This window comes from Streptomyces dangxiongensis, assembly GCF_003675325.1.
GTDB lineage: Bacteria > Actinomycetota > Actinomycetes > Streptomycetales > Streptomycetaceae > Streptomyces > Streptomyces dangxiongensis.
Window position 1 is genome coordinate 7515255 of sequence record NZ_CP033073.1, and the last position, 12702, is coordinate 7527956.

Genomic DNA, 12702 nt, shown 5'->3' on the forward strand with positions numbered 1-12702 from the left:
CGGTCTCACGACCGCTCGGTCAGCTCCTTGAAGAACTGTTCTACGGCCGGCCACACCCGGCCGCCACCGGACAGGCCCCGCCACTCGCGGCGGATCAGGGCCGTCATCCGGAAGCAGTCGTCGACCGGCACGATCCAGTGCTCGTCCAGGCCGCGCACGGTGTTCACCAGCAGCGCCTCGACGTCGGGTGCCAGAGAGGCGAGCAGCGGCACCCCGGCCGCCAGCCGCCGCCAGGCCGCCGTGTCCACCTCCCACCGCATGGCCCCTGCGGGGCTCGGCCCCTGCGCGGTGACCGTGCCGTCGGAGCGTGGCACGAAGAAGACCAGCCCCACCGGGACGCCCAGCACCGCCGTGTCGACCGGCGGCAGCCGCAGCCGGCGCCTCGGCACGAGCCGGTAGCGGCCCTCGCCGGCCCCGTCGGCGGCGAACAGCACCGAACAGAGGCGGCACACGCACCGCACCTCCGCGGCCCCGGTCTCGTACAGGTGGGCGTGTTCGGTGCCCACCGGGGCGGCGCACAGCTCGCAGACCTCGGCCTCGGCCCGCTCCGCCCGGTCGGCGGCGGAGCGGATCACCCGGGCGAGCGCGCCGTCCACGCTCACGGCGTCTCCTGGGCCACGGGCCGGCGTCGGATGCTGGTCAGCGGCACGAACGCGGGGGCCGTCACGCGTTCGGGGGCAGCCTCCACCGTCTCCACGGAGGTCAGTTCGGGGGCGACGGCCAGCACCGCCGCCCGGACCGCCTCGGTGACGTCCGAGGAGCCGCCGCCGCTGCCGCAGCCGGAACCGCAGCCGCCACCGGTCTTCAGCCGCACCCGCGCCACCTGCCCCTCCAGGCCGGCCCACTCCAGTTCGCCGCCGCGCTCGCGCACCGCCGGCCGCAGCTTCTCCACCGCGCGGGCGGCCCGGCGCTCGGGCGGCTCGGGGTGCATGTCGTGCAGGACCAGCAGGTGTCCGAGCAGTTCGTCCTCGGCGAGCCGCTCCCGCAGCGGGCCCTCGGCGTGATCCAGCACCCGGGCGAGCGCCTCGCCGTAGACCTCGCTCAGCAGCGCCACCGCCTCCAGCGCCGGGCCGGGCGCGGCCTCCAGCCCGGCCAGCACCTCGTCCAGGCGGGCGAGCCGCACCTCCACCGCAGGGTCCGCGAGCCGCGCGGCGTCAGCCATGGTCGGCTCCGTACGTCGGCGAGTGCACGGTGGTCAGGGTCTTGCCCTTGCCCATGTACATGTGGACGCCGCACGGCAGACAGGGGTCGAAACTGCGCACGGTGCGCATGATGTCGACGCCCTTGAAGTCGTCGGGCCCGTTCTCCTCGAAGATCGGCTGGCCCTGGACGGCGTCCTCGTAGGGGCCCGGGGTGCCGTAGATGTCGCGGGGGCTGGCGTTCCACGGGGTCGGCGGGTACGGGTGGTAGTTGGCGATCTTCTTGTCGCGGATCACCAGGTGGTGCGAGAGGACCCCGCGCACCGCCTCGTGGAAGCCGCAGCCGATGGCCTCGTCCGGCACCTCGAAGTTCTCGTACACCTTCGTGTCGCCGCTGCGGAGCATCTGCATCGCCTCCTCCAGGAACTGGAGGGCCATGGCGGCGGCGTAGGCGATGAAGTACGGCCGGGCGCGGTCCCGTTCGAGGGTGTTGCTCCACTTCGGGATGCGCCACTCCAGGGTCGTCTCCGGCAGCTTCTCGCCCTTGGGCAGGGTGATGCGGATACCGCCGCCGGTCGCCTTGACGTACGGGGTGTCGACCAGGCCGCTCAGCGCGGTCGACCAGAGCCGGGCGAGGGGCCCGCCGCCGGTGTCCAGGGCGAGGTGCTCGCCGGTCTGCCGGTGGTACCAGCGGGGGCTCATCACCCAGCTGTAGTTGCCGTCGAACTCCCGCTTCTGCGGCACCGGGACCGTGGTCTGGTTCCACGGGTGGCGCATGTCGACGGGGTTGCCGAGCGGGTCGTGGGTGACGAACGGCTCCTCGTTGACCCAGTCCTCGTAGAACGAGCTGCCCAGCATGATGCGCAGGCCCAGATTGATGTCGACCAGGTTGTTGGTGACGAGCTCGCCGTCCACGATGATGCCCGGGGTGACGTACATAGCCCGGCCCCACTCGTTCATCGTCGCGTAGCGGTAGTCGACGACGTCCGGGTTCTGGAAGGCACCCCAGCAGCCGAGCATGATGCGGCGTCTGCCGACCTCCTCGTAGCCGGGCAGGGCCTCGTAGAAGAAGTCGAAGACGTCGTCGTTCATCGCCACCGCCTTCTTGATGAAGTCGATGACGCGCATCAGCCGGCTGAGGTAGTCGGTGAAGGTGCTCGGCTGCGGCATCGTGCCGACCCCGCCCGGGTACAGCGTGGAGGGGTGCACATGCCGGCCCTCCATCAGGCAGAACATCTCCCGGGTGATCCGGCTGACCTTCAGCGCCTCCTTGTAGACCTCGCCCTCGAAGGGGTTGAAGGCCTTCATGATGTCGGCGACGGTCCGGTAGCCGTGGATGTCCCCGCGGGGCGCGTCGGTGCGCTCGGCGCGGGCCAGGACCCCGGGGTTGGTGGCCTTGACCATCGCCTCGCAGAAGTCCACGAAGACGAGGTTGTCCTGGAAGATCGTGTGGTCGAAGATGTACTCCGCGGCCTCGCCGAGGTTGGTGATGTGCTCGGCCAGTTTGGGCGGCTTGACGCCGTAGGCCATCTGCTGGGCGTAGTTGGAGCAGGTGGTGTGGTTGTCGCCGCAGATGCCGCAGATCCGCGAGGTGATGAACCCGGCGTCCCGCGGGTCCTTGCCCTTCATGAACACCGAATAGCCGCGGAACAGCGACGAGGTGCTGTGGCACTCCACGACTTCCTGATTGGCGAAGTCGATCTTCGTGTAGATCCCCAGGTTGCCGATGATCCGGGTGATCGGATCCCAGGACATGTCCACGATCTGGGCGGGTTTGCGTCCTGTGGGCCGGGACTCGGTGGTGGTCATCTGCGGTGGTGCCCCTCGCTGTTCGGGTTCGACGGGTGGATGGCCGGCGGCGGAGACGTGACGGACTGCGGGACGGGCGCGGCGGCCGGCCGGGTCACGCGCGCCAGTGCGGGTCGTAACCGCTGGTCAGCTTCTCCTTGTTGTGACGCCACCTGGGCTCGTGGTTCACCATGTCGTTGGTCATGCCGCGCAGCCGGCGGATGACCGCCCCGTACGGCTTGATCACCAACGACGACAAGGTGCCGCCCGGAGGTTCGTCCATGAACGGCATGAAGGCGTCGGGGAAGCTCGGCATGGTGCAGCCGATGCAGATGCCGCCGACGTTCGGGCAGCCGCCGACGCCGCCCATCCAGCCGCGCTTGGGCACGTTGCAGTTGACGACCGGACCCCAGCAGCCGATCTTCACCTGGCACTTGGGGGAGTTGTAGTCCCTGGAGAAGTCGGCCTGCTCGTAGTACGCGGCCCGGTCGCAGCCCTCGTGCACGGTCTTGCCGAACAGCCACTGCGGTCGCAGCATGTGGTCCAGCGGCGGCGGGGGAGCGGCACCGGCCGCGTGCTGGAGCGTCCAGACCAGGGTCTCCATGAAGTTCTCCGGCTGGATGGGACAGCCGGGCACGTTGACGATCGGGAGCCCCGACCGGGCCTTGAAGTCCCAGCCCAGGTAGTCCGCGAGCCCCATGCAGCCGGTCGGGTTGCCGGCCATGGCGTGGATGCCGCCGAACGTCGCACAGGTCCCGGCCGCGATCACCGCCCAGGCCTTGGGCGCCAGTTGGTCGATCCACCAGTTCAGCGTCTGCGGCTGACCGGTCTCCGGGTCGTTGCCGAACGACGTCCAGTAGCCGTCGCCCTCGATGATGTTCTGGTTCGGGACCGAGCCCTCGATGACGAGGATGAACGGCTCCAGTTCGCCGCGGGCCGCCTCCCGGTACGGGGCCAGGAAGTCCTCCCCGCCCAGGCTGGGCGAGAGGACCTTGTTGACGAGGATCACCCTCGGCAGGCCCGGGATCAGCCCGAGCACCACGTCCTCGATGGACGGCTGCCCCGCCGCGGTCAGCGACACGGTGTCGCCGTCGCAGCTCATCCCCTCCGAGATCCACAGGATGGTGATCTCGTCGAAGCCCTCCCGCGCCTCGGCCCTGCTGGGCTCGCCAAGCACTTCGGTCGTACCGCTCTGTGTGGTCATGTCTGCGGCCTCCGTTGCAGCCGGTCACGGAATGGGTTTCGGGCCGCGGCCGAGGGGGCCGCGCGGGTCGGTGCGGGGGGTTCGCCGGGGGCGGCCGTCGTGCGGACGCCCTCCGGCGTCTCACGGGCACGCATCGGACCATCCGCTCTCCGGCCGCCGGTCGGCGGGCCGCGCGGGCCGTGGGGCCTGCGGCCGGGGCGGTCCGGGCGGGCCCGGTGCGCCGGCGGTGCCGAGCGGCTCCAGCTCCTCGGGCCGGAAGTAGTGGAACCGGCCGTACCAGCCGTGCAGTTCGGCGGCGGGATCGTCGTCCACGGTGACGGCCAGGTGGACGCTGCCGTCCACGTCGTGGAAGACCGCGGCGACCTGCGCGGTCCGCCCCTGAAGGAACATGTCCTGGGCGTCGGCGCCCCGCCCGCGCGGGCGCAGCCGCACCCGGCTGCCGCCGCCCACGGGCACCCCGCCGACCGGCACGGTGTCCGTCGTCGGGGACAGTCCGTCGTCGCCGTGCTCCTGCCACCAGGCGGGCCGGCCGGAGTCCGGCGCCCGCGCGGGTGCCAGGGAGCGGATGGTGCCGTGCAGCCGGGCGAAGACCTCCTGGGGCATGGTGTCGACGCGGTCCAGGATCCGGGCGGCCCGTGGGTCGGTGGCCCGGGCCTCGGCCTTCTCCTCGTCGGTCAGCAGCATCGTGCGGAGGGTGAGGATCTCGTCGATCTCCGCGGCGTCGTGCAGGTCGCCGGGGCTCTCGGGCGCCACCTGCGGATGGTCCGGGAGGATGATCGGCGCGGAGAGCAGGTAGGCGCCCGTCGCCCCGTCGCCGTCCGCGGACGCCGGCGGTGCCCCGCCGAGCACGGGGAACGTGAACGCGTTGCGGCAGCCCTTCACGTGTTCCGCGAGCGCGGCGGGCGGATCGATCGGCGATACGAACTCCACCGCGTCCCCGGCGAGGAGCGTGTGGGTGGCGAGCAGCGCCTGCCCCAGCACCGCACCCCGCGGGGCCTGCGGGTCCGGGGCGTCGGCGGTGTTCTCGGTGCGTACGCGCAGCCGGTACAGCCCCGGCCCGAGCGGTTCGGCGAGGACCGTCGTCCCGGCCCGCACCTCCCGTCGCCGCCGCACCGTCCGCCCGGCTCCCGACGGCAACGGCTCGTACTCCGCACCTGCCGGCGCTCCCACGGGCACGGTCCGCCCGCCGCGCGACAGCTCGGCCAGCGGGAGCACCAGCTCGGTCTCGCGGGGCACCGCCTCCTCGAACGACAGGTGGGTGACGCCGTCGGCCGTCCGCAGCGACTGGACCGGGCGGTGCCGCCCGTCGCCGTCCGCGGCCTCCACCTGCTTGTGCTGCATCTGGAGGTAGCGCACCCGCACCCGTACGACGGCGTCCTCGCCGTGGACCCGCAGCACGCACTCGGTCCGCTGGTACCACGAGTCGGCGGAGCCGGAGATCCCCGGCGTGACCGGACCGTCCCGCTCCACCCAGTTCCGGGGCAGCAGCACCCCGAACTGCCAGCGGACCCGGTTCTTCGCCGAGGAGCGGCGGTAGGGATAGAGCAGATAGCCCTCGTACAGCACGGCGTCCGCCACGGCACTGAGCTGCTCACAGCCCTCGCCGACCCTGTTGGCCATGCCCTCTCCTCACCGGAGCGTCCGCGGTTCTCCCCCCCACGGTCACATCCGTCGCGCCCGCCCGCCCCTCAGGCGCACCGTCATTGCGCCGGACAGGGGAGGGCACGCGCCGTGACCGCCACGCGGCGGTGGGTCAGCGGGGCCGAGATGGCGCGGGCGCGGCGGGGCAGGGGGGAGCCTGAGGTGGCGGGGGCGCAGCGGGAAAGGGGCGCCGAGGTGGCGCGGGCGCGGGCGCGGCGGGGCAGGGGGGCGAGGTTCAGCGGAGCAGCAGGTAGTGGGTGACGAGGGACTGCGCCCGGTCCGCGCCGATGCCCAGGGCCCTGCCGAGGGCCTCCCACCGCCGGTCCGGGTCCTCCTCGATCATGCAGGCCGCCTCCCGGCCGGCGCGCCGGGTCAGGCGGTCCAGCGCGACGACGGCCCGCAGGGCGGCGGCCGGCGCGTCCTCGGGGCCAGCGCGAACAGCCTGTCCTCCACGGCGTTCAGCAGTTGGGCCAGCTCGTCCGGCAGCGGCACCGTCTGCCGCTCCACCGTACGGATGTGCTCGCTCCAGTCCCGGCGCGCACGCGAGACGTCCAGGTCCTCCAGGCCGTCCCCGGCCAGTTCCTCCCACGGGACCGGCGCGCTCGGACCGCGCCAGCCGCAGGTGCACGAGGCGCGCACCGCCGCCGCCTTCGGGCGGGTCATGCTGCCGTCGTACGCCCACCACTCGCTGGTCGCGTACATCTCGGCGCCGCTGCCGATGTCGAAACAGGCGGGCTTCGGTTCGCTGCCGTCGGCCAGGACGGCACCCACGATGCCCTCGTGCGACTCCCCGAACTCCTCGGTCGTCCACCCCACGGCCGTCTCCCTCCCCTCGCCGGGCTTCGTCCTGCCCATCATCGGCGACACGGTGCCCCGCCGGGCCGCGGACGGGAAAAAGGGGCCGAAAGGGGGCCGTTCACGGGCCGGGGCGCCCGGACGTCACGGCCCGTGCGGCGGCCGGGCAGCCGCTCCAGCGTGACCAGCGCCGCGTCGTCGCCGGGGTCGCCGTGCGCATGGCGGACGAGGTCCCGGCGCAGGCCCGCCACCAGGAGCGTCCGGCGGCCGGCCGGCGTGGGCCTCGACACGGGCGGCCAGGACGCGGAACCGGCCGCGCGGGCCACGGTCGCCGGTGCCGCCTCGGCGCCGTCGGTACGTCCGGTCCGCGTGGCCGGAGCGGTCCACCGTGCGCCGCTCATGCCGTCCCCGCCTCCCTCGGTCGCACTGTGGTCCTCTCCCGGCGGGTCCGCCCGGACGGACCCCGATAGGCCGCCCAGGATGATCAGACAAATGGGGCATGACGCTGATGTGGGCGATGTGTGGAGGAGGGGGTTCTCGGGAGCTCTGTCGGGCCCGCGTCCGGCCCCGTACACTGCCGATCCGCAGACATGCGGGCGCAGTTGACCGGGGGGAGCCGACATGTCCGAAGGTCCGTACGGTTCGGGTCAGGGGTTCGCGGGAGCACCGCAGCCGCCCCTGCCGCCGGGTCCGCCGCCGCTGCCGCCCCTGCCGCCCGGCCCGCCGCCCAGCCCGCCGCCCGGGCCGCCGGACGTCTGGCGGGCCGCAGCGGTCGCCGTGCTCAACCTGAGCGGTCTCGGACTCGGTTACGCCCTGCTGCGGCGCCGGCTCGCGACGGCCGCGTGCTGGGTGGTGACCGGCCTGTTCCTGCTCTTCGCGCTCCCCGCGGACGCCGACGGCGTCCCCGGCGCCGCGCTCGCCGGCTACGCCGTCCTCCTGCTGGCGGCGGCCGTCCACGGCGGTCTCACCGGACTGCGCACCCCACTGGTCCGGCCGGGCAGCGCGCCCCTCGCACTGCTGCTCGGCGTGCTGCTCCTCGCCGTACCGGCCGGCGGCGCCCTCTGGTACCAGGACGCCCACGACGAGGCCGTGGAACAGCAGCTTCTCGGCCGTCTGGAGCGGGCCGACGACCTCGTGGCCGCGAGCGGCCGGCAGCCGTTCGGCACCGCCAGGGCCGACTACCGGACCGCCCTGGACGTCTACCGCGACATCGCCGCCGACCACCCCGGCTCCCGCGCCGCCCACAAGGTCCCCGACAGCCTGCGGACCTACTACACGACGGTCGCCGCTCCGTACGGCCACCAGGAGTACTGCGACGCCGTCGAGCCGCTGAAGTACCTGCGGACCGTGCCCGACACGATGCCGGAGGGCCGGCTCGGCTCGCTGGCCCACTGGCCCGACGGCCGGCTCGCGACCGCCCTGTACGAGTGCGGCGCACAGCGCATCGCGGCCGACGAGGCCGACTGGGTGACCCGCTTCGGCGACCTGCTGGACACCTTCCCGCGGTCCGCGCCGGCGGCGAGGGTGGTGCCCGCCGTCGACTCGGCGGTGAAGACGGCGGAGAAGGCCGTCGACGGTGACGAACCCTGCGCGGCCGTCGAGCGACTGCACACCCTGAACACCCGGATCGGCGACCTGTCCCGGTCGGCCGGCGACACGGACGGCGGTCTGGCGAAGGCCGCGGGCCGGGCGGGCCGCTCCGGTGACTCGGGCGCGTACGCCTGCGGCGTCGACCAGTACCGGGACGGTGACTTCGCCGCCGCCCAGAAGACGATGGAACGGTTCGCCGCCGACCACGAGCACGACCGGAACCGGGCGCGCGCGCAGAAGACCGCCATAGCCGCCGAGGTCGCCCAGACGCTCCCCGCGGCCGGCCGGAAGCTGCCCACCACGGCCTCCGGTGGCAGCATCTCCATCACCGTCAAGAACGACAGCCCGGACGACATCACCGTCCTGTACACCGGCCCGGTCACCGGGAGTTTCACCCTCAAGGGCTGCGGGGGCTGCCGGTCCTACTCGTTCGCCGACACACTGGCCGCCCGCTTCAAGCCCTGCAACGACAGCGGCAGGGACTATCCGCGGCGCACCATCAGCCTGCCCGCCGGCACCACGTACTTCGTGCACAAGCCGCACGGTGACAGGGCCGCGACCCCGGCCTCGGACACCGCCAAGCTCAGGCCCGGCTACATCTACACGGAATGCGCCTACTCGACCCGGACCCTGGGCTCCTCCGCGAACTGACAGGACCGCCCACCCTGACCGGCGTCGGCGGGGCACTGGCCGAGCGCGGCGATCACGGACGGCCAGGTGGGGAGCCGGCCGCCGAATGCGTGCTGCTCGACGGGGCCGGTCAGGAGCGGCGGACGCCGGACGACCGGCCCCGCCCCGTCACCCGGCCGGGTTGTCGACCCGGATCCGCACCTGCTCCTCCAGCCGTCCCAGACTGCCGTCCAGGGCCTCGTACACGGCCTGCTCGCCCGGGTCGTGGCCCTCGTCGACCTGCCCGGTGCTGTCCTCGTGCACGGTTACGGCGGGCGGGTTCTCGACATCCACGTGCAGGCGGTCGGGGAGCCAGGCATCGAGCTGCGTGATGTCGGCGGCCCGGTCGAAGACGTGCTCGGGCAGTGCCGGCATCGTGCGGGAACGTTCGTACTCGGCCATCGCGGCACCGCTCCTCCGGTTCGGGAGTCGTACCCCGGCCGCGTGCCCGTTCCGAGTCGGCCGAAAAGCCCGGGCGGAGCCGCGGCCGCGGGCTCGTGGCGGTCACAGGCCCATGGCGATGGCTGTGCGGGTCAGTTGGGCCGTGTTGGTGATGTTCAGCTTGGCCCGGATGCGGCGCAGGTAGGCGTCCACGGTGTGGGTGGAGAGTCCCATGTGGCGGGCCGTTTGCACGTAGGTGCGGCCGGCGGCGATGTGCCGGAGCGTCTCCCGCTCGCGCGGAGCCAGCGCGGGGGCGGGGGCCTCGGTGGGCGACGGGGCGAGAGTGGCGCTCATGGTGGTTCCTCCGGCAGAACGGCTCGGGGGGTGTCCGCTTAGGGCGTTTTGCCCTTGTTCCACCAGATTGATTGCCGGACTTCATGGGCGTGTCCGCCGACTGTCACAGGCGTGTCACAGGGGTACGATCAACGGTTTGTCCCACTCGAGCGGCCCCGTCGGCCGGCGGGTCCCTCAGGCCACGGCCGCCCGCGCCGTCCGCTCCACCAGGGACACCCCGTCGCTCATGGACGCGCTGCCGTCCGTCAGGACCGCGACGAGACACCGGTGCCCCCCGACGGTGACCTCGCCGACGCTGTTGACGTCCCACCGGCCCGTCGTGCTGCGCTCCAGCCAGCCGTTCTTCAGGATGCGCCCGGCGCCACCGGCACCCGCCGCGGAGACGCCCCAGGACTGCTCGGGCACGACCTGGCTCATCAGGGTGCGCACGTAGGCACGGGACGCCGGGTGCAGCGCGGCGTGCGCCGGGTCGCCGGGGTCGAACACGTCCCGCAGCAGCCGTATCTGGTCGCTCGCGGTCGTCCGGGTCAGCCCCCACTTGGGTCCCGGTCCGCCCGTCGTGGCGGTGAGCCCCAGCCGCCTGTTCGCCGCGGCCAGCCCGGAGGCCCGGCCGATCCGGCGCCACAGCGTGCCGGCCGCCGCGTTGTCGCTGCGCCGGATCATCGGCTCGGCCAGTTCCCGCTCCCGCGCGGTGAGCTGCCGTCCCGCGTCCTGTGCCTGGAGCAGCAGCGCCGCGAGGATGTCGACCTTGACGATGCTGGCGGTGTCGTACGCCCTGTCCTGGCCGTGGACCACGGGCGTGCCGCCGGTGCGGTCCAGGTCGAGGACGGCGGCCGTGGCGTGCACCGCGCCCGCCGTGGAGGACGCTGCGGCGGCCGTCGCCGGCTGGAGGGGACCGGCGGACAGGAGGGCCGCTGCCGAGGCCAGGAGGGCGCCGGCACGGACACGTGCGGTGGGAGAGGGGAGAGACGGCATGGGTCACGAAGGTAGCCACCCCGCGCGTCCGGCGACGTGGCACCCGTCACTCCCAGGCCCTTTCGGGCCGAATTGTGAGAAGAGCCACCGAGGGGGCGCACCGTGCTGCCGGGTCACCTTCGGTGGTGGGTGCGCGTGCCCGGACGGCCCTTCCGGTGGCAGGTACGCGCGCCCGGGCGGCCCTCCCGGGGGTGTGATACGCGCGTCCGGGCGGCCTTTCCACGGCGTGTACGGCCGTCGCGGCAGCCCCTCTCGCCTATCGTCGGCCGGACACCGACATCCGGAGCGATCATGGAAAAAACGGATGAACTGGTTGGCGTGACGGAAGGGCCGGCGGCCGTACCCACCGGCCCGCCCGAGCGCCGCGTCCCGCCCCGGCCGCCCGGCGCCGCCGCCCTCGCGCTCGCCGCCGGTGCCGCCGCCGTACTCCTCGCGGCGGGCACGCGGTGGCTGGACCAGCCGGCCGTCCAGGCCTGGCGCACCGTCTGCCTGGCCATCACCGTCCAAGCGCTGCCGTTCCTGCTCCTCGGCACCGCCCTGTCCGGCGCCATCAACGCCTTCGTCCCGGCCGCACTGTTCACCCGGGCGCTGCCGAAGCGGGCGGCCCTCGCCGTACCGGTCGCCGGCATCGCCGGCGCGGTCCTGCCGGGCTGCGAGTGCGCCTCCGTCCCCGTCGCGAGCAGCCTGATCCGCCGGGGCGTCACCCCGGCCGCCGCCTTCGCCTTCCTGCTCTCCGCACCGGCGATCAACCCCGTCGTCCTCACCGCCACCGCCGTCGCCTTCCCCGGCAACCCGGCGATGGTCGCCGCCCGCCTGCTGGCCTCCCTCGCCACCGCGGCCGTGATGGGCTGGCTCTGGCTCTGGCTCGGCAAGGAGGAGTGGCTGCGGCCCCTCCTGCGCCACGGGCACACCGGCCACCGGCACGGACACAGCCGCTGGACCGAGTTCCGGCTCGGCTTCCAGCACGACTTCCTGCACGCGGGCGGCTTCCTGGTGCTGGGCGCCATGGCCGCCGCCACCTTCAACGTCGCCGTGCCGCGCACCGTCCTGGACGCCTTCTCCGGCACGCTCTGGCCGGCGGTGCTCTTCCTGGCCGGTCTCGCCGTGCTGCTGGCCGTCTGCTCGGAGGCCGACGCGTTCGTCGCCGCGTCCCTCACCGGCTTCCCGCCGACCGCCCGGCTCGCGTTCCTGGTGGTCGGCCCGATGGTCGACCTGAAGCTGATCGCCCTCCAGGCGGGCACCTTCGGCCGTGCCTTCGCGTGGCGGTTCTCCGCGGCGACCACCGTCGTCGCGGTCGTCCTGAGCGTCCTGACCGGAGGCGCGCTGCTGTGAGACGCCACGTCCAGACCCTGCTCCTGACACTGACCGGCGCGGGCCTGCTGCACACGGCCCTGCTCACCGACACCTACCTGCGTTACGTCAAAGCCGGACTGCGTCCCCCGCTGATCGCCTCCGGCGTGATCCTGCTGCTCCTGGGCCTGGCCCTAGGACTCGGCTCCGGCCTGCCGGCGGTCACCCGAGGCGGACACCGACCCGCGTCCCACGGCGACCGCGACCCCGCGTACGACCGCGACCCCGCGTACGACCGCGACCCCGCGTACGACCACGCTCCCACGCACGGTCAGGAACCCGGGCACGGCCACGACCACACCGCCGTCCCGCGCATCGCCTGGCTGCTGTTCCTCCCGGCGCTGAGCCTGCTCTTCCACGCGCCGCCGGCACTCGGCGCCTACACGGCGGCCCGCGCGAACGGCAAGCCCCTCGCCCTACGGGGAGGCTTCGCCCCCCTGCCCGCGACCTCGCCGCTGCCGCTGACCCTCACGGACTTCAGCAGGCACGTCCAGCAGGACCGCAGCCACGCCGTCCGCGGCCGGACCGTCCGGCTGACGGGCTTCGTCACACCGGCCGGCGAGGACGGCGGCTGGTATCTCACCCGCATCGTCTTCTCGTGCTGCGCGGCCGACTCGCAGACCGTCAAGGTGCGCATGTACGGCACCGAGGCGCCTCCCGCCGACACCTGGCTCGCGGTGACCGGCACCTGGCACCCACGGGGCACCCTCGGTACGGCGACCGCCGAGGCGGCCCTCGACGTCGCGGACGCCCGCCCCGTCGCCCGGCCGGTGAACGCCTACACCGACGACCTGCCGCTCACGCCCTCCTAGAGGC

Annotated in this window: 13 protein-coding genes; 3 read left to right on the forward strand and 10 right to left on the reverse strand. The window is 73.5% G+C overall.

Annotated elements, in window-relative coordinates; genetic code table 11:
• Positions 1-5: 5 nt before the first annotated feature.
• The 7 genes from D9753_RS33850 to D9753_RS33880 all read right to left on the reverse strand — a co-directional run bounded on the left by D9753_RS33850 (position 6) and on the right by D9753_RS33880 (position 6968).
• Positions 6-602 (reverse strand): DUF5947 family protein, encoded by a 597-nt coding sequence (locus D9753_RS33850; protein ID WP_121790470.1) that lies wholly within the window; start codon positions 600-602, stop codon positions 6-8.
• The gene (locus D9753_RS33855) at positions 599-1162 is read right to left on the reverse strand and encodes a NifU family protein (RefSeq protein ID WP_121790471.1); all 564 of its coding nucleotides are present in this window, start codon (positions 1160-1162) and stop codon (positions 599-601) included. The genes D9753_RS33850 and D9753_RS33855 overlap by 4 nt, the downstream gene beginning before the upstream one ends.
• A complete protein-coding gene (locus tag D9753_RS33860) occupies positions 1155-2948 on the reverse strand; it encodes a nickel-dependent hydrogenase large subunit (protein ID WP_121790472.1) in 1794 nt (597 codons plus the stop codon). Before D9753_RS33860 ends, D9753_RS33855 begins: the two co-directional genes overlap by 8 nt.
• 94 nt (positions 2949-3042) lie before the next feature.
• Positions 3043-4131 carry an NADH-quinone oxidoreductase subunit B family protein gene (locus tag D9753_RS33865; RefSeq protein WP_121790473.1) on the reverse strand — a complete coding sequence of 363 codons (1089 nt, stop codon included), beginning with the start codon at positions 4129-4131 and terminating at the stop codon, positions 3043-3045.
• A 120-nt stretch (positions 4132-4251) separates the two neighbouring features.
• Positions 4252-5751 (reverse strand): hypothetical protein, encoded by a 1500-nt coding sequence (locus tag D9753_RS33870; RefSeq protein ID WP_121790474.1) that lies wholly within the window; start codon positions 5749-5751, stop codon positions 4252-4254.
• Positions 5752-6144: 393 nt separating this feature from the next.
• Positions 6145-6630: a hypothetical protein gene (locus D9753_RS33875; protein ID WP_240468355.1), complete on the reverse strand. Its 486-nt coding sequence runs from the start codon at positions 6628-6630 to the stop codon at positions 6145-6147.
• On the reverse strand, positions 6627-6968 hold the full coding sequence (locus D9753_RS33880; RefSeq protein ID WP_121790475.1) for a hypothetical protein: 342 nt from the start codon (positions 6966-6968) through the stop codon (positions 6627-6629). The genes D9753_RS33875 and D9753_RS33880 overlap by 4 nt, the downstream gene beginning before the upstream one ends.
• A gap of 307 nt (positions 6969-7275) precedes the next feature.
• Between D9753_RS33880 and D9753_RS33885 the strand changes: the two genes are divergently transcribed.
• Positions 7276-8808: a hypothetical protein gene (locus D9753_RS33885; protein ID WP_394346820.1), complete on the forward strand. Its 1533-nt coding sequence runs from the start codon at positions 7276-7278 to the stop codon at positions 8806-8808.
• A gap of 147 nt (positions 8809-8955) precedes the next feature.
• On the opposite strand, the gene D9753_RS33890 is transcribed toward D9753_RS33885, so the two are convergent.
• From D9753_RS33890 to D9753_RS33900, 3 genes are all read right to left on the reverse strand, one after another.
• A complete protein-coding gene (locus tag D9753_RS33890) occupies positions 8956-9228 on the reverse strand; it encodes a hypothetical protein (protein ID WP_121790476.1) in 273 nt (90 codons plus the stop codon).
• 102 nt (positions 9229-9330) lie between these two features.
• Positions 9331-9561: a response regulator transcription factor gene (locus D9753_RS33895; RefSeq protein WP_121790477.1), complete on the reverse strand. Its 231-nt coding sequence runs from the start codon at positions 9559-9561 to the stop codon at positions 9331-9333.
• A gap of 174 nt (positions 9562-9735) precedes the next feature.
• Complete coding sequence (locus D9753_RS33900; protein ID WP_121790478.1) at positions 9736-10536, reverse strand: serine hydrolase; 801 nt, start codon at positions 10534-10536, stop codon at positions 9736-9738.
• Positions 10537-10827: 291 nt separating this feature from the next.
• Here D9753_RS33900 and D9753_RS33905 point away from each other — a divergent pair, with 291 nt between their 5' ends.
• Both D9753_RS33905 and D9753_RS33910 read left to right on the forward strand, forming a co-directional pair.
• Positions 10828-11868, forward strand: a complete 1041-nt coding sequence (locus tag D9753_RS33905; protein ID WP_205614330.1) for a permease — start codon at positions 10828-10830, stop codon at positions 11866-11868.
• On the forward strand, positions 11865-12698 hold the full coding sequence (locus tag D9753_RS33910) for a TIGR03943 family putative permease subunit (protein WP_121790479.1): 834 nt from the start codon (positions 11865-11867) through the stop codon (positions 12696-12698). The genes D9753_RS33905 and D9753_RS33910 overlap by 4 nt, the downstream gene beginning before the upstream one ends.
• Positions 12699-12702: the final 4 nt, after the last annotated feature.

Excerpts from the sequence above, each read along its gene's own strand:
- D9753_RS33865 (WP_121790473.1), bottom strand. The coding sequence starts at position 4,131 with ATGACCACACAGAGCGGTACGACCGAAGTGCTTGGCGAGCCCAGCAGG.
- D9753_RS33860 (WP_121790472.1), bottom strand. The coding sequence starts at position 2,948 with ATGACCACCACCGAGTCCCGGCCCACAGGACGCAAACCCGCCCAGATC.
- D9753_RS33870 (WP_121790474.1), bottom strand. The coding sequence starts at position 5,751 with ATGGCCAACAGGGTCGGCGAGGGCTGTGAGCAGCTCAGTGCCGTGGCG.
- D9753_RS33875 (WP_240468355.1), bottom strand. The coding sequence starts at position 6,630 with ATGATGGGCAGGACGAAGCCCGGCGAGGGGAGGGAGACGGCCGTGGGG.
- D9753_RS33905 (WP_205614330.1), top strand. The coding sequence starts at position 10,828 with ATGGAAAAAACGGATGAACTGGTTGGCGTGACGGAAGGGCCGGCGGCC.
- D9753_RS33855 (WP_121790471.1), bottom strand. The coding sequence starts at position 1,162 with ATGGCTGACGCCGCGCGGCTCGCGGACCCTGCGGTGGAGGTGCGGCTC.
- D9753_RS33890 (WP_121790476.1), bottom strand. The coding sequence starts at position 9,228 with ATGGCCGAGTACGAACGTTCCCGCACGATGCCGGCACTGCCCGAGCAC.
- D9753_RS33895 (WP_121790477.1), bottom strand. The coding sequence starts at position 9,561 with ATGAGCGCCACTCTCGCCCCGTCGCCCACCGAGGCCCCCGCCCCCGCG.
- D9753_RS33900 (WP_121790478.1), bottom strand. The coding sequence starts at position 10,536 with ATGCCGTCTCTCCCCTCTCCCACCGCACGTGTCCGTGCCGGCGCCCTC.
- D9753_RS33880 (WP_121790475.1), bottom strand. The coding sequence starts at position 6,968 with ATGAGCGGCGCACGGTGGACCGCTCCGGCCACGCGGACCGGACGTACC.